15 protein-coding genes and 2 tRNA genes are annotated in these 22,987 nt (G+C 52.8%); 7 read left to right on the top strand and 10 right to left on the bottom strand.

What is annotated here, in order from left to right:
* Together IPI86_RS03785 and IPI86_RS03780 are read left to right on the top strand one after the other, a co-directional pair.
* On the top strand, positions 1-2,047 hold a 2,047-nt coding region (locus tag IPI86_RS03785; RefSeq protein WP_345296653.1), incomplete at its 5' end, for a hypothetical protein.
* 1,335 nt (positions 2,048-3,382) lie between these two features.
* Positions 3,383-5,452 (top strand): hypothetical protein, encoded by a 2,070-nt coding sequence (locus tag IPI86_RS03780; protein WP_345296652.1) that lies wholly within the window; start codon positions 3,383-3,385, stop codon positions 5,450-5,452.
* Positions 5,453-5,521: 69 nt separating this feature from the next.
* On the opposite strand, the gene IPI86_RS03775 is transcribed toward IPI86_RS03780, so the two are convergent.
* The 4 genes from IPI86_RS03775 to IPI86_RS03760 all read right to left on the bottom strand — a co-directional run bounded on the left by IPI86_RS03775 (position 5,522) and on the right by IPI86_RS03760 (position 9,010).
* Entirely contained in the window at positions 5,522-6,169 is a 648-nt protein-coding gene (locus IPI86_RS03775) for a hypothetical protein (RefSeq protein ID WP_345296651.1), read from the bottom strand.
* A 69-nt stretch (positions 6,170-6,238) separates the two neighbouring features.
* On the bottom strand, positions 6,239-8,644 hold the full coding sequence (locus tag IPI86_RS03770) for a ComEC/Rec2 family competence protein (RefSeq protein WP_345296650.1): 2,406 nt from the start codon (positions 8,642-8,644) through the stop codon (positions 6,239-6,241).
* 143 nt (positions 8,645-8,787) lie between these two features.
* Positions 8,788-8,860: transfer RNA gene (locus tag IPI86_RS03765), tRNA-Ile, on the bottom strand.
* Positions 8,861-8,938: 78 nt separating this feature from the next.
* Positions 8,939-9,010 (bottom strand) — tRNA-Gly (locus IPI86_RS03760).
* Positions 9,011-9,192: 182 nt separating this feature from the next.
* Here IPI86_RS03760 and gyrA point away from each other — a divergent pair.
* A complete protein-coding gene (gyrA, locus tag IPI86_RS03755; protein ID WP_345296649.1) occupies positions 9,193-11,790 on the top strand; it encodes a DNA gyrase subunit A in 2,598 nt (865 codons plus the stop codon).
* Positions 11,791-11,967: 177 nt separating this feature from the next.
* On the top strand, positions 11,968-12,357 hold the full coding sequence (locus tag IPI86_RS03750; RefSeq protein WP_345296648.1) for a hypothetical protein: 390 nt from the start codon (positions 11,968-11,970) through the stop codon (positions 12,355-12,357).
* Positions 12,358-12,414: 57 nt separating this feature from the next.
* On the opposite strand, the gene IPI86_RS03745 is transcribed toward IPI86_RS03750, so the two are convergent.
* From IPI86_RS03745 to IPI86_RS03730, 4 genes are all read right to left on the bottom strand, one after another.
* Complete coding sequence (locus tag IPI86_RS03745; RefSeq protein WP_345296647.1) at positions 12,415-13,083, bottom strand: hypothetical protein; 669 nt, start codon at positions 13,081-13,083, stop codon at positions 12,415-12,417.
* 109 nt (positions 13,084-13,192) lie between these two features.
* Positions 13,193-13,762 (bottom strand): HDIG domain-containing metalloprotein, encoded by a 570-nt coding sequence (locus IPI86_RS03740; RefSeq protein ID WP_345296646.1) that lies wholly within the window; start codon positions 13,760-13,762, stop codon positions 13,193-13,195.
* 67 nt (positions 13,763-13,829) lie between these two features.
* The gene (locus IPI86_RS03735; protein ID WP_345296645.1) at positions 13,830-14,480 is read right to left on the bottom strand and encodes an ElyC/SanA/YdcF family protein; all 651 of its coding nucleotides are present in this window, start codon (positions 14,478-14,480) and stop codon (positions 13,830-13,832) included.
* A gap of 22 nt (positions 14,481-14,502) precedes the next feature.
* Positions 14,503-15,510, bottom strand: a complete 1,008-nt coding sequence (locus IPI86_RS03730; RefSeq protein ID WP_345296644.1) for a PhnD/SsuA/transferrin family substrate-binding protein — start codon at positions 15,508-15,510, stop codon at positions 14,503-14,505.
* 68 nt (positions 15,511-15,578) lie between these two features.
* Here IPI86_RS03730 and IPI86_RS03725 point away from each other — a divergent pair, with 68 nt between their 5' ends.
* Entirely contained in the window at positions 15,579-16,259 is a 681-nt protein-coding gene (locus IPI86_RS03725) for a DUF4230 domain-containing protein (protein WP_345296643.1), read from the top strand.
* 114 nt (positions 16,260-16,373) lie between these two features.
* Here the strand turns inward: IPI86_RS03725 and IPI86_RS03720 are convergent, their stop codons facing one another.
* Positions 16,374-17,075, bottom strand: coding sequence for a hypothetical protein (locus IPI86_RS03720; RefSeq protein ID WP_345296642.1), 702 nt, complete (start codon positions 17,073-17,075; stop codon positions 16,374-16,376).
* 200 nt (positions 17,076-17,275) lie between these two features.
* The gene (locus tag IPI86_RS03715; RefSeq protein WP_345296641.1) at positions 17,276-19,246 is read right to left on the bottom strand and encodes an SPFH domain-containing protein; all 1,971 of its coding nucleotides are present in this window, start codon (positions 19,244-19,246) and stop codon (positions 17,276-17,278) included.
* A 221-nt stretch (positions 19,247-19,467) separates the two neighbouring features.
* On the opposite strand from IPI86_RS03715, the gene IPI86_RS03710 reads away from it, so the two are divergent.
* Positions 19,468-21,066 (top strand): toll/interleukin-1 receptor domain-containing protein, encoded by a 1,599-nt coding sequence (locus IPI86_RS03710; RefSeq protein ID WP_345296640.1) that lies wholly within the window; start codon positions 19,468-19,470, stop codon positions 21,064-21,066.
* A 78-nt stretch (positions 21,067-21,144) separates the two neighbouring features.
* On the top strand, positions 21,145-22,944 hold the full coding sequence (gene lepA / locus IPI86_RS03705) for a translation elongation factor 4 (RefSeq protein ID WP_345296657.1): 1,800 nt from the start codon (positions 21,145-21,147) through the stop codon (positions 22,942-22,944).
* Positions 22,945-22,987: the final 43 nt, after the last annotated feature.

Below are 22,987 nucleotides of genomic sequence, written 5' to 3'. Positions count from 1 at the left end.
CAGCCCAGCCAAAGATAGCTACATAGCCACTGCCACGCCTACTTTCACGTGGAAAGCTGTCACAGGCGCGCTTGAATACCATTTACAAGTCGATAAACTGGGTGTATATGCCGAGTTCGGAGACATTGACCATTATCAATCGAGTGGCACAAGCTACACCAGTCCGTCCTTGGATTATGGCGTGCATTATTGGCGAATGAGAGTCCGCACCGCAGATGACTGGGGGCCATGGAGCCCGGCATGGAAGTTCACTCTGACCCCGCCGCTTCCCGCCACGCCGACACTTGTCAATCCGGCCAATGCAGCGCTTCTCCCCGATAACACTCCAGACCTCACCTGGAACATGGCCGTGGAAGATGACCGCTACGAATTGCAGATCGACAACCTCAGCACCTTTGCCTCCCCCGAGCAGACTTTCTCCGCCAGTACTGGCGTATTGACTTATACCGCCACAACCCTGCCAGATGGAATTTGGTATTGGCGTGCCAGAGCGATCAACTATTTAGATGTCCCAAGCGCATGGAGTACCTATCGTTCCTTCACCGTGGATACGACTGGACCTGTTGCGCCGACTCTCAGCGCACCTGTAAATGCGGCTTCCGTCATTGGCACGCCTGCCTTCTCATGGGCAGCCGCCGCGACTGCGACAAAATATCAATTTGAGTACGACAACGATGCAGATTTCTCCAGCCCAACCTATACCTCCGTTGACCTCACCACCACCAGTCATACACCGCCTGCAATAGCATTGGGTACATACTCATGGCATGTCCGCGGCAAGGATGCCGCTGGCAATTGGGGTGCATGGAGCGCCGTCCGCATGGTTACCATTCTGCCGTTGGTTCCCGTTGCGCCGACTTTGGCAACACCTGCTGCTTCTGTGGTGACCAATGACTCGACTCCAGACTTCACATGGAACAGCGTTATCTCAGGCAATATCTATGAGTTGGAGATCTCAAACGCCTCCACCTTTGCCACGAAACAACAAACTTTTGTGGGTGACGTGGGTGTCCTAACCTACACCGCTACAAACATCCCCGATGGCGTGTGGTACTGGCATGTCCGCGCGTTGAACGTGAATGGCGTTGCAGGTACTTGGAGTGCCTACCGCTCCTTCACCGTGGATACAACTGGACCCGTTGCACCTGTGTTGAGCGCCCCTGCAAACGCGGCTTCCGTTATTGGTACACCCGCTTTCTCTTGGGTTGCCGCCGCGACTGCGACCAAATATCAATTCGAATACGACAATGACTCAGACTTCTCGAGTCCGATTTACACATCCATTGACCTCACCACTACCAGCCACACGCCGCCTGCAATAGCTTTGGGTGCATACTCATGGCACGTTCGCGGCAAAGATGCTGCTGGCAACTGGGGTGGATGGAGCACCGCTCGCACGGTTACTATTCTGCCTGCGGTTCCTGTTGCGCCTGTGTTGGTCAGCCCTGCCGCTTCGGCAGTGACCAGTGACTCCACTCCAGATTTCACATGGAATAGCGTGGTCTCGGGCAATACCTATGAACTCGAGATCTCAAACGCCTCCACCTTTGCCACAAAGCAACAGACCTGCACGGGTGGAGTCGGTGTCCTGAATTACGCCGCGACGAATATCCCAGATGGGGTGTGGTATTGGCATGTCCGCGCGTTGAATGTGAATGGCGTTGCGGGTGCATGGAGCGCATATCGCTCCTTCACCGTGGATACGACTGGACCTATTGCGCCTGTATTGAGTGCGCCTGCAAACGCGGCTTCCGTCATTGGCACACCTGCCTTCTCATGGGCTGCCGCCGCGACTGCGACGAAATATCAATTCGAGTACGACAACAACGCCGACTTCTCCAGCCCGACTTTCACCTCCGCGGACCTCACCACCACCAGCACCACGCCGCCTGCGATGGCCTTGGGTACCTACTCATGGCATGTCAGAGGCAAAGATGCGGCTGGCAACTGGGGAGTATGGAGCACCGCCCGCACGGTTACTATTCTGCCTGCGGTTCCTGTTGCGCCTGTGTTGGTCAATCCCTGCCGCTTCTGCAGTGACCAGTGACTCCACTCCAGATTTTAGTTGGAACTCGCGTGGTCTCTGGCAACACGTATCAACTGGAAATCTCCAATGCATCGACCTTTGCTACGAAACAACAGACCTTTACGGGTGGCGTGGGTGTCTTAACCTACACCGCCACGAACATCCCAGATGGCGTGTGGTATTGGCATGTCCGCGCCTTGAATGTGAATGGTGTTGCTGGCGCATGGAGCGCATACCGCTCCTTCACCGTGGATACGACTGGACCCGTTGCGCCTGTGTTGAGTGCCCCTGCAAACGCCGCTTCCGTCATCGGCACACCTGCCTTCTCATGGGCTGCCGCCGCGACTGCGACGAAGTATCAATTCGAGTACGACAACGACGCGGACTTCTCCAGCCCGACCTATACCTCCATTGACCTGACCACCACCAGCCACACCCCGCCTGCAATGGCACTCGGCACTTACTCATGGCACGTCAGAGGAAAAGATGCCGCTGGCAACTGGGGAACATGGAGCACTGCTCGCACGGTTACGATCCTGCCTTTGGTTCCTGTTGCGCCTGTGTTGGTCAACCCTGCCGCTTCTGCGGTGACCAATGACTCGACTCCTGATTTCACATGGAATAGTGTGGTCTCAGGGAACACATATGAACTGGAGATTTCAAACGCCTCCACTTTTGCCACGAAGCAACAAACTTTTGTGAGTGGCGTGGGTGTCCTTACCTATACTGCCACAAATATTCCCGATGGCGTGTGGTATTGGCATGTCCGCGCATTGAACGTGAACAGTGTTGCTGGTGCTTGGAGTGCCTATCGTTCCTTCACCGTGGATACGACTGGACCCGTTGCGCCTGTATTGAGTGCCCCTGCAAACGCGGCATCGGTCATCGGCACACCCGCTTTCTCATGGGCTGCCGCCGCGACTGCGACGAAGTATCAATTTGAGTACGACAACGACGCGGATTTCTCCAGCCCAACCTACACATCCATTGACCTCACTACTACCAGCCACACCCCGCCTGCAATAGCATTGGGTACATACTCATGGCATGTCCGTGGCAAGGACGCCGCTGGAAATTGGGGTGCATGGAGCACAACTCGCACGGTTACCATTCTGCCTGCGGTTCCTGTTGCGCCGACTCTGGCAACACCTGTTGCTTCCGCAGTGACCAGTGATTCCACTCCAGATTTTAGTTGGAACTCGGTGGTCTCTGGCAACACGTATCAACTGGAAATCTCCAACGCCTCCACCTTCGCTACAAAACAACAGACCTTCGCGGGTGGAGTGGGTGTCTTGAATTACACCGCCACGAACCATCCCCGATGGTGTGTGGTATTGGCATGTCCGCGCGTTGAATGTGAACAGTGTTGCGGGAGCATGGAGCGCGTACCGCTCCTTCACCGTGGATACAACTGGACCTGTTGCGCCGACTCTCAGTGCGCCTGCAAACGCAGCCTCGATCATTGGCACACCTGCCTTCTCATGGGCTGCCGCCACAACTGCGACGAAGTATCAATTTGAGTACGATAACGACGCGGATTTCTCCAGCCCAACCTACACATCCATTGACCTCACTACTACCAGCCACACACCACCTGCAATAGCTTTGGGTGCCTACTCATGGCATGTCCGTGGCAAGGACGCCGCTGGCAACTGGGGTGCATGGAGCACTGCTCGCACGGTTACTATTCTGCCTGCGGTTCCTGTTGCGCCGACTTTGGCAACACCAGCTGCTTCTGCGGTGACCAATGACTCGACTCCTGATTTCGCATGGAACTCAGTGGTCTCAGGCAACACCTATGAACTGGAGATCTCGAACGCTTCCACCTTCGCTACAAAACAGCAGACCTTCGCAGGTGGAGTCGGTGTCCTGAATTACACCGCGGCTAATATCCCCGATGGCGTGTGGTATTGGCATGTCCGTGCACTGAATGTGAGCGGTGTGGCTGGCGCGTGGAGCGCCTATCGTTCCTTCACCGTGGACACAACGGGACCCGTTGCGCCGACTCTCACTGCCCCTGTAAATGCTGTGTCTGTAAACGGCACACCCGCTTTCTCATGGGCTGCCGCCGCGACTGCGACGAAATATCAATTCGAGTACGACAACGATGCAGACTTCTCGAGTCCGACCTACACATCCATTGACCTCACCACTACCAGCCACACGCCGCCTGCGATGGCAATCGGCACCTACTCATGGCATGTTCGTGGCAAGGATGCCGCTGGCAACTGGGGTGCATGGAGCACGACTCGCATTGTTTCCATCATTCCGTTGGTGCCTGCTTCACCCACACTAACCAGCCCCGCCAATGGCAGTATCAGCCAGAACCCCGCACCTGCCTTGAATTGGACCGCGATGCCGAACGCCGCCAGTTATCAGGTGCAGATGGATAACAACTCCACCTTTAGCAGTCCCGAGTTCGATGGCAACTCTGCCACAAACACCATCACACCCACCTCATTGGCCGATGGCATTTACTACTGGCGCGTGAGACAAACCAATATTCTTGGCGGCACGAGTTTGTGGAGTGCAGCCTGGCGTGTGACCATCAGCCAGCCCATCCCCGCTGCGCCAAATGGAAACAGCCTGCGGACGCTTGAACTTCCCACCAGCGACACTGGGTTGCCCACCTTCAATTGGAGCAGTGTGGAATATGGCATGACCTATCAGCTTCAAGTCGCGGATAACGAAACCTTCACCGACCCGATCTTCGATGACACTGCCGACACCACCGAGCGCACGTTGACCGAGCCGCTTGCCATCGGTGAATACTTCTGGCGGGTGAGAGCGATCAACGAATACGGGACGGCGGGTCCGTGGAGCGAAACGTGGACGATCACGGTGGACATCCCACCCGCGGCGCCGACCCTGCTTCTTCCGTCAGAATCAACTGTCAGCTTGAATGGCGAAGCGTCCTTCAGTTGGCAGGATGCAGAGAATGCGGAGAAGTATCAGATTCAGGTGGATGATGCCGAGGACTTCAGCAGTCCCGAATTTGATGACACTGCGATTCAAGCCACCCGTGAGCTGCTCACCGCACTGACAGATGGTACGTACTTCTGGCGCGTGCGTGGATTGAACATCTACGATACTGCTGGAGAATGGAGTGATGTGCGCTCGTTCACCGTGAGCATTCCGCCCACTGCGCCGACCCTGCTCACGCCCGAAGTGGACTCTACTGATGAAACGGGCTTGCCCGCCTTTGAATGGGAAGCCGTGCTCAACGGCGTGACATATCAGATTCAAGTGGATAACAATGCAGACTTCAGCAGTCCAGAGTTCGACGACACGGCAGAGACCACCACCCGCGAATTGGCAACGCCATTGGAAAATGGCATCTATTATTGGCGCGTCCGTGCCATCAAAGCAGATGACACCTTCGGCGAGTGGAGCCTCGTGTGGAGCTTTACAGTGAACGTGCCGTAAGATAAAAGCAATTAAAAAGTCCCCGTGCAAAATCGGCACGGGGACTTTTACTTTCAAGTTGCTTGAATTTTATTCACCCAGTTTTGTCACGATGTAATCGTCGAACGTTACATTCGTGCCTGAGTCCTGGTCATCGGTGGCGGCGAAGAGGCCGATCGAGCCCTGAGTGTAGGTGGAGTCGGAAACGCTGTCGATCTGCTGGCCATTCACGTACAGAGCCAGTGTGCCATTCCCGCAATCCAGTCCGAGGCGGACAGAACCACCTGCGGCGGAGATCAAATCGGAAGTGCCTTCCTTGAGGAAAACATCATCCTGTGCAACAGCAGATTTGATGAAGGCATAATAGCCATCCGGGGAGATGCCTACATAATAAAATGATTCGGTGGAGCCCAATTCGTTGCAAACAATGCCGTAAAGGGCTTCGGGATCGGTGCTTTCATTTTTCACGCTGACTTCGATGTGAACGTTTTCGAAAGTCTCAAGGCTCTGGGTAGACCAGGTGACGTAGAAGGGCGTGTATACGATCATCTGCAACCCGTCGTTGGCGTACTCGACCGAGCTTGAACTGTCTGTGCCAGTGCCCCAGCCACTGCTGTCGCTTGAAAAATCATCGCTGGGCATGGGGTTGAGGAGTGAACTTACATTCGGGGCGGCGCAGGCCAGTGCAGTTAGCGCCAGGATAATAATAAAGCCAAGTACTCTTAAATTAGATTTCATTTCATTCTCCTTTGATTATGTGGGCGGTATTTTAGCATCCCACCCGCATAATCAAAGGGTACTTTGCTCCTATGGGGTTGCGATGATTTCACCGCGTTCCACATCCACACGCATGGTGTCGCCATCGGTGGTCACGGTAATCCACCCGTTGCGGTCTGTCCGCAGCAGAGAGTAGCCATCCAGGGCTTCCAACACTTCTTGCGAGGGCAGTCCGTCCGGGTCGCCTGCGGAAACGCTCAGCACCACCAATTGCGGCTTAAGGGTCTCGATGAGCCCAGGCGGGTTGGAGGGCGCGTACCCGGAATCGGCCAGCAGCAGCACATCCACTTTTGTTTCGAGTGCATCGCCAAAGTTGATCGTACCCGTATTATCTTCCCCTGCGCCAATGGGAAGCAGGGCGCGGAAGTTCTTATATTCGATGAGGATCACGCTTCCCTTCGGACCTGCGGCCTGGATCTCGATAAATGCGCCGCCACCCAGCTCAAGCCTTTGTCCTGATTCCGCACGGGTGATGGGAATCTCGTGATCCGCGAAGAATTTATCCAACTCCTGGGCGGCGAATGAAGCCTGCATATTGCCGCTCCACAAAACATTATCGGGCGGATATCTTTCCATGATGCGCGGCAATGCCTTGATCTGATTCTCCTGTGTGGATGCGATGACAAGCCAGTCGAGTTTGCGCGAGAAGAACGGCAAACGCCTGCCAAGTTCATCTGAAAGTTCGGAGACACTTGCTCCACCGTTGATGAGCACGTTCCTGCCTTCGGGTGTTTGGATCAGCACGGCATCCGCAGAGCCGACTTCCAGGAAGGTGATGTGGAATTCTCCATCGCCTGCGGTTTCGGCGGAGCGCCAGAAGACAAGTGTGCAGGAGAATAACAGCATGATGATGCCTGTCAGGATGAAGGAGCGAAGCACCTCTCTGCGGGTGCTGAACCACTCTTTAATGGCCGACCAGCCAAAGGTCACAGCGAGAAGCGCAAAATAAAAAGAGGTGACCAGCCAGATGGACGAGTCCCCAAGATAAATGGATGCATGCGGGACCTTGTCGAACCATTCCACCATGCGGATGGTGTATGTGGAGAATGGCCATGCGATCCACGCGAGCAACTGGCCGAGCGGGTAAATGATGAGGCTGACGAAAACAGCCAGCCCGCTACCAACCATCACTGCGGGCTGTACAGGCAGGATGAAGGGATTCGCGATGAACGAGATAAGGGAGATGCGTTTAAAGTGATAAGCCATAATTGGAATGGTGGTTAGTTGTGCGGCAAAGGTCAGTACGAAATAATCGTTGATGAGACGGGTGAGCATGCTCGTGTCGCTTTTCGAGAATTTGGAGATGATGTTGCTGGTGAAGTTCGAGAATGGTTCTGCGTAAAGAATGAGACCCAGTGTGGCGAAGAATGAAAGTTGAAAACCCACATCCCAAAGCACAAGCGGGTTGAAGAAAGCCATGAAGAATGCAACAGCCGCCAATGCGTTCAACCCCGTGTTGCGCCTGCCAAGTTGCCGTGCTGCCAGTGAAATGGTTCCCATGAGCGTGGCGCGTATCACGGCGGCGTCTGCGCCGACAAGGAAGGCGTAGAAAGAGATCCCGATGATTGCAGCCACCGCCCCAAGCCTTTCACCAAGAATCGGTTTGAAAAGAAAGAAGAACATTCCCGCGATGATGGCAATGTTGAATCCGGAGATGGCAATGATGTGTGCGGTGCCGGTGTTCTTGAATGCATCCTGTAATTCACGGGTGAGGCCGGTGTCCACGCCGAAGAGGATTCCTGCCAGCAGGGAAGCCTCGGGGTCGTGATAGAGGCGGTAGGTGTTATTAAGCAAGGCCTGTTTAAGTTTGTAGATTTCGGTAAAGAATAGATTCTTCGTTTTCCAGGGCAGGCGGGTGACTTCCGCGACAGGCATGTAGGAATAAATGTACTGGCGGGCAAGATATTCACGATAGGAAAAATCGTCATCTTCGGGAGGGGTTTTTAGCCTGCCGCGCACACGGATGAGTTCACTGTATTCATAGGTCTGGTTGGCGGGTACGCGTACCAGCAACTCGCCCCCTGTCGGCAGGTCGCCGCTGCCTGAATCCACGGCTTCCACTTTGAGATGCAGATTTGTGTAGGTGTCGCGGTAATCCGGCGGCTCCACCAGCCTGCCTGTGACCAGTATTTCATATTCGCGGTCGTTGTAAAAAGCGACTTGGGATGCGTCAATGCTGGGTTGGCGGAATTGATACCAGACTGCCCCAAAGAAGAAAAAGAATGTGTAGACTATATGAATGAATTCTATCGAACGATACGATCTTAATGCTGTCTTGGAGGAAAACCGCGTAGGGAGAAAGAGGCTGGCCGTGAGTATGATGGCAATTCCCGCCCCGCCCCATATGATCAAGCTAAAGGAGAACAGGCTCGAAACAAGGATGCCTGTAATAAAGTTAAGTGAAATCCACAGCAAAGGCATGCTGGAATTGTACATTAGATTTTTGGATTAAGAGATTGGGATGTGGTTTGTCACCACAGATAAACATGGATGAAAAGGATTTTTCCCCTGAAACATGAATGGAGTGTGGCTCGGCAGGGTTTGAATCCTATCCCTCGATGGGGCATGCGAACAATTTGTGGGCCCGGCAGGATTCGAACCTGCGACCAAGCGATTATGAGTCGCCTGCGCTAACCGCTGCGCCACGGGCCCGTTAAAGGGTCAGGTGCTCCAGTGTCAAGTGTCACGCACTTGACACCTGAAACGTGACACTGAAGCACCGACAAAAAGAGCGGGAGATGGGATTCGAACCCACGAATATCAGCTTGGAAGGCTGATGCCTTACCACTTGGCGACTCCCGCATGCGAGCGTGATTTTACTTTGAGGTGGGAAGTCAGTCAAGCCACTTGACGACTGCCATCTTTCCCCGTAAGATAAGCCCCGAAATAGAACATTCATTCACAACAAAAGATCATTAACCGCGAAAAGCGCGAAGAACGCAGGCTTTCCTTCCCATTTTTCTGCGGCTAAAAAAGGATTTGATATGGAACTCGGTATTGTCAGAAAAATAGATATTGATACTGAAATGCAGCAATCGTATCTCGATTATGCGATGAGCGTGATTGTGGCGCGCGCGCTGCCCGATGCGCGTGACGGACTCAAGCCCGTGCAGCGCCGTATTCTGTATGCGATGTACGACATGGGTATTCGTGCTGATACAGCCTACAAGAAATCCGCCCGTATCGTCGGTGAAGTGCTTGGTAAATATCATCCGCACGGTGATTCCGCGGTGTACGAAGCCATGGCGCGCATGGCGCAGGATTTTTCCATGCGTACGTTGCTTGTGGATGGTCAGGGTAACTTCGGCTCCGTGGATGGCGACCCGCCTGCGGCGATGCGTTATACCGAGGCGCGTCTTACCTCTGCCGCGCTCGATATTCTTTTTGATCTCAATAAAGATACGGTTGATTTCATCCCGAACTTCGACGATACGCTCGAAGAGCCGCATGTTTTGCCTGCCGCGATTCCGAATCTTTTGGTGAATGGCGCAACGGGTATTGCGGTGGGTATGGCCACGTCTATTCCGCCGCATAATCTCAGCGAGATCGTGGATGCGATCATATACATGATCGAACGCTGGGAAAAACTCGATGACATCGATGTCGAGCAGTTGATGGAATTCGTGCAGGGTCCCGATTTTCCCACGGGCGGCATCATCATTCAGGAAAAAGGCGAAGAGGGAATCGAATCTGCGTATGGCTCGGGGCGCGGACGAATCACGGTGCAGGCCAAGGCGCACATCGAAGAGATGGAACGCAGCAAGAGCCGCATCATCGTCACCGAACTGCCGTACATGGTCAACAAGTCCAGTTTGATCGAGCGCATTGCCGAATTGGCGCGCGATGGTCATCTCGAAGGTCTTTCCGATCTGCGCGACGAATCGGACCGTCAAGGCATGCGCATCGTCCTTGAAATGACGAAGAACGCCGAGCCCGAAGCTGTGCTGCGCGAATTGTACAAGCGCACTCCGATGCAGACCACTTTCAGCATCAACCTGCTTGCGCTGGTTGACGGCGAACCGCGCACTCTCACTCTCAAACAGGCGCTCCGTGTTTATGTCGAGCACCGAATCACAGTCATAAAAAGACGCGCTGAATTTGACCTGGAAAAAGCCAAAGCCCGCGCGCATATCCTCGAAGGATATTTGATCGCATTAAAGAATCTGGATGAATTAATTGGAATCATCCGCAGCGCACCAGACGTTGAAACTGCCCGCCAAAAACTGATGAAGCGCTACAAGCTGACAGAGTTACAGGCCAACGCCATCCTCGATATGCAATTGCGCCGCCTGGCCGCGCTTGAACGCAAGAAGATCGAAACCGAATACAAGGAAGTGACCGGCATCATCAAGGAATTGACCACGCTGTTAAAGTCGCCGAAATTGATGCGTGGTGTGGTGGCCGATGAATTGCTGAAAGTGAAAGCCGCATATGGTGATCGCCGTCGTACACAGATCGTCAGCTTGAAGAAGGGCAAGTCTGCGAAGATGCTCACCGCCACCGACCTGATGCCCGATCAAACGGTTTGGGTCGGCGTCACCGCGGATGGGATCATCGCACGCACGCATGACGACAAGCAGCCGAAGCATTCGGGCAACGATGCGCCGCGCTGGCTGGTGAAAGCCTCAACAACAGACACGCTTTACCTCGTGGCTGAAAATGGAAAGGCCGCGGCAATCGCTTTGCATGTCATTCCCGAATCTGAAAAATTGAGCGACGGTGTGCCGTATCAAAAAGCCGCGCCGCTGGGCGAGGACGATGTGCTTTCCGCCATGTTTGCCCTGCCTGCGCGTAAATCCGAATTCCCCGAAGAGACCTGTGTCATTTCCATCACGCGCTTCGGCATGATCAAGAAGAGTCTCGTGACTGAATTGCCTGGCCCGTCGTCGCAGTCGTTTGTTCTTGCAAGGGTCAATGAAGGTGATGGTCTTGGCTGGGTCGGTTTGACCGATGGAAAGAAAAAGGATATTTTGCTGGTCACATCCAGCGGTATGGCGATCCGCTTTAAGGAAGATGACGTGCGCCCAATGGGACTCGTCGCTGCGGGTGTGAACGGAATCAAACTGGATGACAACGATGAAGTGGTCGGCGCGGAAATTCTACCTGCTGAAGGGGAGATCTTCCTGCTGGCGAGTGACGGCAAAGCCAAACGCGTGGACCAGAAGGACTTCCCGTCACAAGGCCGCTATGGCAAGGGCGTCCGCGCCTGGGATTTGCCGAAGAAGATCACGCTCGTCGGCGCGGTCAGCGGCAAACCGAATCACATGGCAACCATTGTCCTCGCGAAAGGCGCACCCAAATCCGCGCGGCTGGATACGGCTGCCGTGAGAAAACGCGCCTCCAGCAGGGGTGATGTCATCGTCGAAATGAAGAAGGACGAGGTCATTACTGGCCTGTCCGTGGCATGGACGGTGGAACGCTATGTGAAGCTGGCAAAGGCAGTAGCTGAGGAAGAAAAAAGTAAGAAGAAAGAGGAACAGAAGTCTACGGTGAAAAAGGCAGCTCCAGCAAAGAAGGCGGCTGTAAAAGCAAAAGCCAAGCCTGCAACATCGTCCTCGAAGGGGAAGAAAAAGAAGAAGTAGATTGAATGGACTTTTCATCGTGCGCGAGTTAAAACATAAAAGCCGCCCTAGAGGGCGGCTTTTATGTTTCAAACATAGAATTTATTTTATCCCTAAATATGGCGATATAATCCCGACATCAAGCCTGAATAACGTGCTGTCATAAGATGAGCATGAGAGAGGCGGAGTGATATATCTATGGAATACATTGTCCAATATAGGGAAGATCAGAACATTGTTGCAGCGACAGCCAAAGGAGAGTGGGATCCGAGGGTGGATAATGACATGGTTCGTGAGGTCATGGAGATTGTTGATGCCTCTGGCGGCGCGAAAGTACTGTTGGATATTCGGGAACTCCGTTTTGATATTTCCATCGTTCGTGCCCTGGAGCGCGCTTTGGAAGTGAGAGAATACCGCCAGGGGTTTAAAACTGTTAGCAGAAAGACTGCCATCGTGTACTCGTCGGTGAATGAAAAGGTTGATGAGAGTGTTATATTCTTTGAGACTGTGTCTAGGAATCGCGGACTTCCCTTTCTGACTTTTACGGATATGGGCAAGGCGATGGCATGGTTGCTGGAGGATAAATGAGCCGCTCATTTCAGAGCGGCTTTTGTTTTGGTCTGCGCTTGTTTAATCGTTGATCCGTCAACGCACTTCGTACGGCACACCTTCCAATCGAAACGCTTTTCCATTCACTTCCACATCCACTTTGACGGGGAGCATCCGCGCGGGGACGCCTGTGTTGGGATACCAAATGCGCTCTTCAACAGGGAGAATGAACAGCCCGTCTTCGTCGCCAATGGGGGTGAAGGTATCGTTGGGATCCTGCTTGTAAACTGAGACGCCCAGCTTTGCGCATAATTCCTTTGCGAAGGCGATGACATCCTTTGAGGCCAGCCCAATTTCGCTGACTTGCAGGATCTGTCCGCTGTTGAATGGGGAGTTGACACTGTTCTTCTGGTCGTGCCGCGCGATGAATTCGAGGATGTTTCCTGCGACGTCTTTGAAATACAGGGACGTTGCATTCCATGACTGGCTTTTGAATTCATCGTTTCCCTTGTCATCCTTCAAAAGCGGAATCCTGGAAGACAACCAGGCCTTTGCGTACGGAAATTGATTTTCAGGAATGTTGAAGCAGAAATGATATTCGCCTGTCCAGTCTGATGGAGCTTGGTGGAAGATCAAGTCCGTTTTGCCTGCTTTCACGAGCAGGGAATCACCTTCGAGATGGACAGGCAGTTCCAGAACATTAGCGTAGTAATCACGCTGGGGAATGAGGTCAAGAGTAGAGAGTTCAAGTCTATTGATAAGCATGGAAATAGTCCTTGTTAAAATGGTGGGAATAAAGCGGAACCACGAAGTCGCCAAGGCACAAAGACTCAAAGGATTCTAGGTGGCTTCGTTCCTTTGTGTTTACGACTATCTACTGCTGGATATTTCCGACCAGCCCCAATTCGGGTGCGATTTTGCGCATGGCAACGATGACATTGCCCACGTGCTCCCAAATATCAATGCCGAATTCTTTGGCGGCGTGTTCCATTTCGGAGCGGTCGGTGCCTGCGGCGAAGGCTTTGTCCTTCCACTTCTTTTTGACGGAACCCGCTTCGAGGTCATATAGCGAACGGGACGGACGCACCAGCGCAACGGCGGTGATGAGTCCCGTCACTTCGTCACAGGCGCAAATGGCTTTGCGGCGTATCGTGTCACGCGGAAGGTTCAAGTGGTCGGCATGGCTGAGGATATCTTGAATGATCTCCTCGCTGACGCCGCGTTCGCGCAGTATGGGCGCACCATCCTGCGGGTGCTGATCCAGCGTGGGGTGGATTTCCCAATCAAAGTCGTGCAGCAGACCGATCAATCCCCATGTCTCCACATCCTCGCCGAATTTTTCAGCGTAGAAACGCATGGCGGCTTCCACTGAAAGCATATGGCGCACAAGGCCTTCGTTTTTTACAAATTCACGTACAAGAGCAAGGGCTTCATCACGGGTCATTTGGGATTCTCCATTTTTAAGATCGTTGCATCGCCTTTCGACTTTGCGAGAATGATGCAATGCCGACTTATTCAAATATCGGTTCAGGTTTGCCAAGCACGGGCAACGGTTGGGTCACATACACTTCCCAGGCAGCCTGCGGAGTGGCGAACACTTCGCGGAAATTCCAGTATAAACGGGAGACCTTTCGGAAATACCTGTTGTTCGCCTCCACGCCAGTGGATTCAACGCCGAGCCAATTACACAGGAACAAAGCGCGCGGCATATGAAAACTTTGCGTCACAAGGATGGCGGATTGCACCTGAAATATTTCCTTGGCGCGATAACAGGTGTCATACGTGCGGCGGCCTGCATAATCCAAAACGATGTCTTCGTTGGGGACGCCGCGTTCGAGCGCGTATTGGCGCATGGCTTCAGGCTCGTTGTATTCCACGAAGCGATTATCGCCGCTCATCAATAGCTTGTCCACTTTGCCTTGCTGATAAAGCTGCACGGCTGTATTTACTCTATCACTTAACACCGGACCCGCCGACCCGTCACGCAGCAGGCCTGCGCCAAAAACGATCGCCGCACGTTCAGCTGGGACATTGTCCACGGTGAACGTGCGCGGGGCGGCAAAAAGCTCAACGACCAGCTTGGTGAAAGACAAAACAACCAGCGTCAGCATACCAATGACAAGCGCAATGCGCCATAAAAATTTTATGATTCTTTTGAACATGGGAAGGGTGTGGAGGAGAATCTTATTTGACCAGCTCTGTGAGGTCCAGCCCCGAAGCCTTCACGTATAGCGCGAAATCAGTGTAGAGCGCATCTTCGGCGATCTGTAATTCGTCGATGCCGTACACGGTTTGCATCGCAGATTTCCCCTCGGGTGTGAGCATCAGGTCGACAAACGCTCTCTGGATCACGCGGCGCATTTCGAGCGGCAGCGAATTTGAGATCGAGATCACTTCATAGGGAATCACATTCGGCACACGCCAGATGACGACAACCCTATCCAATACATCGGCATAATCATATTCGAGTGCGGGCAATTCGCGCGCGTCGATGTAGGTTGCGCCGAAATCGCAGATGTCATCGGCATAGACGGCACGCACCACGCTCGGTTGACTCTCGATGAAAGCCCCGTCTCTTATCTGGACCTGGGCCTGCTTCAGCACTCCGAACGGCACCACATACCCTGACGGTGAAACGGTTCCGCTCCAGCACGCCTTCTTCCCCTCAAATTGTTTCAGGGCGGTGGCGGCTTCGGCTGTGTTTTCCTTGCGATCCATATCGTAATAGGAAGTGAAATCCTTTTCGCGATTGGCGATAAATTGCGCACCGTAAAATATCTCACCCGAATGCACGCTGGACATGATGGCAGTGACCGAGTCGTTCTCACGGGAAAGTAGATAGGAAAACGCTGAAAGCGATGCGATATGGGCATTCCCTTTTGCGAGGGATTCAACGAGGGCGTTCTCGGTCGGCGGGATGACGGTGACGATGCGGTAACCTGTCCGTGCTTCGATGTAAGCCGCGATCACTGTGCCAGCGTCGACCATTTGGGTGGTGGGGTGTGCGGAAACGCCCAAAGCGAGGATCAATGGATTTTTATCAGTACCAGGCTCGGGCGTGGCTTGAGGCGTCGCTGTCGGCGCAGATTCCTGCGTGGGAGTCATAGTCGGCGTGGCATTTCCCAGAGTCACATTAATGGGAGATACACATCCGAGAATGGCGAGGGTAAGGGTGAGTAGAAGTTTTTTCATTTTACAAAATTGTACACGCATAATCATGCGATGTTGCTATAATAAGGAATGTTTTAGAAAGGACACTCATGAAAAATACCTTCAATACCATCATGTCCATCCTCATTTTGATCCTGCTGGCCGCCGGTGTCTATTTTATCGTACAAACCGTGCGTGAGAGCGCCACTGCCGCAGCAGATGCGGCAACCGCCCCGTTCCAGCAGGTCAATGAGGCGAACCAGGCGCTGCAGACGCAGGTGTCGCAGATGATGAATCCCACCCCGACCATTATCCCTGACCCGGTGACTTACATCAATGAGATCCGCGCGCTGGCGCGTCTTGAGACCATTCAGTACACGATTGAAAAGGTCATCACTGCCGAAGTGGGGCAGGGAACGTTCGGATTTCTCTATGGCGACAAGCTGCTTTTTGTTGCGCACGGCATTGTGATCGCTGGTATCGATATGGATAAGCTTCAACCCACCGATATGCGTTTTGATGGACAGGTGCTGTATGTAAAGCTGCCCCCGACCGAGATCTTTATTGCCACACTCGACAATGACAAGTCCTATGTGTATGACCGCGAGACGGGTGCGTTGACCAAGGGTAATGTAGACCTTGAGACACTCGCCCGCCAATCGGCTGAAGATGAGATTCGCAAGGCCGCGCTGGAGGATGGCATCCTAATTCAGGGGCAGACCAACGCCGAGGCTTATTTGCTGAAGTTCTTTACGGCGCTGGGATATAAATCGATTATTTTCGAGCACTAAGAGAAGTGGAAATAAAAAGAGCAGGTTGAGAAATCAATCTGCTCTTTTTTGAACTTCGAAAAGAAAAAAATCTTTGCGCTTTTAACAAGCTTTGCAATTCGTTTGGCGTCCTGCTTATGGCGTGCAATTTACGGGGATGTTTACCTGCTCGGTCCATCCGTTTGGCGAGAGAATGTGCAGTTTTATCCAGTAATCGTTGGGTTCTGCAAATTGATAATAATCGTTGATGACTTGCTTTCCCGCCTGTTTGAAGACGAGTGTCGAGTCATTAGAGATCGCGCCTGTACTGGCTTCCCATTTCCAGGTGACGTAGGCCGGGCCGTTGGTCGTAACCTCGGCTTCGAGGAAAACGGTCTGTGGAAACTGGCTGCAATTCACGACGATGCGATTCGGTTCCGCGCGCAAATTGATGGCGGTGACCGTTGTAACGGGAGGCTGTACGACTGGTAATTCCGCGGTGGCTCCGTTGGTTTCTGTCACTTCGGCTGAGACCCAGCAAAGCCCGTCGGGGTTGCCCGGGTCGCGGATGTACCACCAGGTGGAAGCTTCGCTTTTTCCGACCACGCGCGCAGTATCCCCTTCTTCCAATTCATTGATCAATTCGTACACGATGCCCGGCCCAAACCTGCAATTAATAAGGGATTCCTTTACAGTCAGGGTCACATTCAATGGGGTTACGGTGGGGGACGGCTCCAGCGTGAATGTGGCGCTGGGTGGAACGACCGGCGTGATCGTTGCCGTAGGCTGGGGCGTTGTGGTGGCACAAGCCGCCAGAAAAGCAGAGCAAAGTCCTGTGAGCAGGACAAGGCGATTCATGTTTCCTCCTTGGAAATCAACTGTCTGCTTGCTGTAACATTAATTATCCTCTTTTGATACGGACTTTCAAGCCTATTAGCCTAAAACCAGTACTTGCGGGTGATTAGTTCCGTACTTTTCAGGGTCTCTTCTCTTCATTAGTGTGTAGAAATAAAAACTCCCCCGCGAAGATTTCTCGCGGGGGAGGCGTGCTATTTGTTTTACTTCTTCTTTTCCATATCCTTGCGGATCTGCTCGCGCAGCGCGTCCGCTTCTGGAGAGCGCGGAGCCTTCGCGGATTCATCTGCCATGACGCCAAAGCGTTCGGAGAGCAGCATGGTCAGCAAGCCTTCCATCACGTTGCTGGAGGCGCTGCTTCCGCCTTCCGCATTGTTTCCGCCACTCACCACCACGCGCGGGACAACGTCCACGCCGGAGGTTTGAATGGCTTCCGCAAAGCGGGTCAGCACCTGCTGGGTTACCTGGAACTGCGGCCCGCCATACGCGCGGACTTGTTCTTCCGTAGCGAGCGCCTGCGCGATACCGATGCGGGCGATCTTCTCAGCTTCCGCTTCTGCGAGCGCGCGGATCTGCTGCGCCTGTTGCAGGGAGCGCTGATACTCAGCCTTACCCTGATCGGACTGGATGTTAATGTTCAACTCGGCTTCGGTCAGCTTGGTCTGCATCTGCGCACGGGACTGGGCTTCGCGGAGTTCACGTTCCTTCACCGCGGCCTTTTCCTGCTGATTGTAGGTTTCCACCTGTTCTTCCGCGACCTGGCGCGAACGTAACTGCATCAGGATCGTTTCGATCTGCGTATCGTTCTCAGGCGAGGACGGTGTGCCGATCAACACTTCTTCCAATGCAAGGTTGTAATGCGCGAACTTCTCGCGCATTTCCGAGCTGGCTTGCTGTTGGATGGCGCTGCGGTCTTGCAGCAATTGGATCAAGGTGCGCATCTGACCGACGTTCTTGAAATAGGCAGAGACCATCGGGTCGAGGGTTTGTTCCACCAGTTTCTTGATGTCACCGAAGCGCTGGATGACGAGCGGAGCCTTCTGATAATCAATGTGGACCACCACCGAAAGCGGCAGGGACGGCTCGAATGCATCCTTGGTGATGAGCGAGACTTCGGTCAGGTTTTCATCGTAGCGGTGCGCGCCTGTCTCGGTGCGGATCCACTTAAGGATGATGTTCGTGGTCGGGACGGAGATCACCTTCCCCGCGTAGGTGTTGAACGCATACTTGCCCGGCAGAAGCGGCTCGCTCCACACGCCGCGATAGCCCTTGTTGACCAACTCACCGTGGCGATATTCCTTGCCTGAAAGGTCGTCACCTGTTTCACCTGTGTAGGAAACGACCACGCCGACATTACCAACTTCGATCACGGTCTTGGGGATCATCTCCACAGTACCGAACAAGCGGTTGACGTAATAAGTACCTTCCACTAACACCTGTAACTGGCGGCCGCGTTGACCGCCTGCTCGCAGGAAGTTATCGGCATCCTGGAATTTATTGTGATAAGTTTCAGCCTGATCGGGATCGTCACCGACGACAGGAGCGATGATCTCGCCCTGTGCGAGGGACGGGCCATCATGCACGGTCACCACGCCGATCGAATCATCCGTATCTTTGATCACCACAGGGCGGAAGCCGCCGCGCTGGGCGATTACTTCTGCCATGCCGCGGATGGTATCGCCTTCCTCTTTACTGAGCGCCAGTGTGTAAATGCGTTCTTCAGTGATGACGATGAACTGCACGAGGTTGAACGCGTAGGTACCTTCACGCAAAATGCGGCGCTGAGGACCGCGCTGTCCGCCGTTCTTCAGGAAGCTTTCCACATCCTGAAAGTCCGTCACGGTGGCGTTGGACGCCAGCACCTGTGCAGGGTCCAATTGCTTGCCGTCACGGGCAAAGACGTAGCCGACCTTGCCCTGGGAAATCGTCACCAGCGGCATGGTATGGACAACATACTGGATGGGCATTAAGTAGTGTAGACCACCACGCAGAATACGCGGCTGATAACCCGCCTCCCCATTCAAAGCGATCAGGCCCGATTTCACCGAACCTTTGCCCGCAAAGCGCTTTTCAATGATACCGATACGGTTGTTGGGGATGAACCGAATACCGGATAGCAGTATGAGAAATACAATCCCACCTACTGCATAACCTATTAAAGCTAGTACAGACATTTTTTCTCCTTTGTGCGCCGAATTACGCACAATACATAAATACGGATTTGCCCCGTCAGGGTTGCTTTATTTTATCTGCTTCCCGAGGGGTGAGTATCGCCCTTTGGGGCTAGGTCAGCCCATATTTTGTCTGTTTGCAACGTTTTACGAACCGAAGTCCTGATAACTGGGTTTAGTTCCATAGCTAAAGGATTTATCGTTTTTTACAGATGGAGGCATATATGACGAAGAACATTTTTATGAGCTATTCGCGCCGTGAACTTGGGTTTGTTGATGATCTGGTAAGCAAGCTTGAAGCCGAAAACTACAATGTCTGGCTGGATTACCGTGTACTGATTCCCGGCTCTCCCTGGGACGTTCAGATCGAAAAAGGCTTGAACGATTCGGATACGGTTCTGCTCGTCGTATCAAATGCGGCGCTTGCATCGAAATATGTGACATCAGAATGGCGTCATTTTTTAGATAAAAAACAACGTGTCATTCTTTTGATCTTTGAAGCGGTGGATTTACCCAAGGAGCTGGAACAATACGAATGGGTGGATTTTCGCGGCAGTTATAAAGCAGGATTGAGCGAACTATTTTCCCAATTACAAAAACCAATCCAGGAGGATCATCCTGTACCGGAGACTGGTTTCAAGTCCCCGCTGATTGTGTGGGTAGCCATCATAGTTAGTGCAGTCGTGGCAATTCTATCGATTTTTGAGTGGTGGACTTTGTTTATTCCATTGGTTTTGTTTCCTCTCCCATACAAGATATACAAACGCAATTTTAATTTCACCCATGTACAAGCTGCTTTGGCGGCATTACCATTTGCCTCCCTGCTTTCAGTGTTTATTTTTTCTCTTAATAGCGCCACTGAAGATTTTGATCTTTTATCAGTATTATTTAGTGACGTGCTTTTTTTGGCAAGTCTTGTTTTTGGTTTGATATTGCTCTTTATTCTGCGATCTTCAGCCATGCAAAGGTGGGGCAGACCAGAAGCGATCATCCCCAAGTATATTAATCCACAGGATCCAAAGATCCAAAATCCCATCCCAATCCCGTTTTATGTAGACTATGTTTTTCAGGACCGTGTCATTGCTGAAGACCTGATCGCTGCACTTAAGAAATACGGGCACCCGCAAGCGGAAAATATTCAGGATGCAAAGGCGGTCTTCGCGCTTATTTCGCAATTCAAATCGGATACCGAAGCCATTCCTGAAAAACAAATGCTCTTCCCGATTTTAGTGCAGACCAATAACGATATTTCGAAAAAATTATCCAAGATCCAGTGGATTGATTTCCGCCCGGGTGTGCGTGGGCTCGATACGATTGCCCAGTTGCTGCCAGATCCCAAAGCCCTGCTTAAGTCACTGGGCATGAGGCCTGTCAGTTCCCAGTCGGTTTATTCCCCCACGATTACCGCCATTTACTACTTCATTATTTTTCTGGCTGTGGTCAATATTGGTTCTGCTTTGAATTATCTATTCGACTGGTATGATGTTTTGGCATTCTCTGTATTCGTTGAGTTTGCGGTGAATTTCATTTTGTTCTTCGGACTTGCTTATTTCATCGTGAGCGGATTGACCAGCCGAAAAGGTATTTTTTCCAGCTTGTGGGCTGTCCTCCTGGGAGTTGTTGGCTTGGCTCTCCTAACATATTGGCAGAAACTGCTGGATGGCGAGTTGGCCTATAGCATAGCGTCTCAACTTGGCGAGGATGTTGGTTTTAACTTTATTAATTATATTGAATACGTTTATTATCTTGGCATAGCCGTCACAGGTCTTATATTCCTCAGAAACAGGCGCGACGTAAAGCAGTGGTTCCCTGCGAAGAAATGAGATAAGATGCCAGAGAGACAGCCGCCTTTACAACAAGGCGGCTGTCTCTTTTTTAATCGGGTATACTTTGCTCCGCATATGACCGACCATATCCGTAACTTCTGTATCATCGCCCATGTTGACCATGGCAAATCCACGCTTGCAGACCGCCTGCTTCAATTAACAGGCGCGATCTCTGACCGCGACATGACCGAGCAGGCCCTCGACTCGATGGACCTCGAACGCGAAAAAGGCGTCACCATCAAAGCCTCGGCCGTGCGCATGTTTTACAACGCCAAAGACGGACAACGCTATGAGCTCAACCTGATCGACACTCCCGGGCACGTGGACTTCGGCTACGAAGTCAGCCGCGCGCTCAAAGCCTGCGAAGGCGCCATTTTAGTGGTGGATGCGACTCAGGGGATCGAAGCCCAGACCCTCGCCAACCTGTATCAGGCGCTCGATGCCGACCTGACAATTGTTCCTGTTATCAACAAAATTGATCTCCCCTCAGCCCGTCCCGACGAAGTGGCTGAAGATGTAGGCTCCCTGCTCGGGGTCGATCCAGATGCGGTTCTGCGCGTCTCCGCCAAAGAAGGCATCAACGTGGATCAAATCCTCGAAGCGATCGTCGAGCGCGTGCCTGCTCCAAAAGATGCGGATGACGAGCCCGTGCGCGCATTGATCTTCGATGCGCATTATGATTCCTATAAAGGCGTGATCGCCTACATCCGCGTGATCGAAGGCAAGATCAAATCCACCGATGTGCTGCGCATGTTGGCTACAAAATTGGATCTGCGCCCGGTCGAGATCGGTATTTTCGTGCCGAAGATGCAGCCCGTGGAAACACTTGGCTCCGGCGAGGTCGGTTACATCGCCACTGGATTCAAGACCGTACACGAGTGCCGCGTCGGTGACACGATTACGCTTGCCTCTGCGCCCGCAGCAGAACCCCTGCCTGGATATTTCACTCCCAAGCCGATGGTCTTTGCGGGTATCTATCCCGTCGAAGCGGACGATTACACCACCCTGCGTGAGTCGCTGGAGAAATTGCAGCTCAACGATGCTTCATTGAGTTTTCAGCCTGAAACATCGCAGGCGCTTGGTTTTGGTTTCCGCGCAGGCTTCCTCGGTCTCTTCCACATGGAGATCATTCAGGAACGCATCGAACGCGAATACGACCTGGATGTTTTGTTCACCGCGCCCTCCGTGGAATACGAAGTGTTGATGATCGGCGATGAAGTGTTGAAAGTGGATTCGCCTGCCGAACTTCCCGATCCGAGCAAGATCCTCGAAGTGCGCGAACCGTGGATGAATATCGAGATCATCACACCCACCGATTTCTACGGCCCGATCATGGAGCTGGTCACCAAGCGCCGTGGTATTTACAAAAAGCAGGAATACCCCGCGCCGCATCGCGTGCAGCTCGATTTTGAAATTCCGCTCTCTGAAATTATCATTGACTTCTTCGATCATCTAAAGTCGCGTACCAAAGGCTATGCCTCGCTCGATTATCAATTCCTTGAATATCGCGTCGACAAATTGCAGAAGCTGGAGATCCTCGTCAACGGCGAGCCTGTGGATGCGCTGGCGGCCATCGTCCATGAGAAGGATGCGTTCCACAAGGGGCAGCGTCTCATCACCAAACTCAAGGACTTGATCCCGCGTCAGTTGTTCGATGTCGCCGTTCAAGCCTCTTCAGGCGGGCGCATTATTTCACGTGCGAATGTCAAAGCCACACGCAAGGACGTGCTTGCAAAATGTTATGGCGGCGATATCTCGCGTAAGAAGAAATTGCTCGAGAAACAAAAGAAGGGCAAGAAACGCATGAAGATGGTCGGCAGTGTGGAGATTCCACAGGATGCCTTCATGGCTGTTCTGAAATTGGATGACGATTAATTCTTTAATCACGAAGGACATGAAGTTCAAATACTTTTCCTTC

The organism is Candidatus Villigracilis affinis, from assembly GCF_016705895.1.
Classification (GTDB): domain Bacteria; phylum Chloroflexota; class Anaerolineae; order Anaerolineales; family Villigracilaceae; genus Villigracilis; species Villigracilis affinis.
This window is presented reverse-complemented; position numbering and strand designations above follow the sequence as displayed.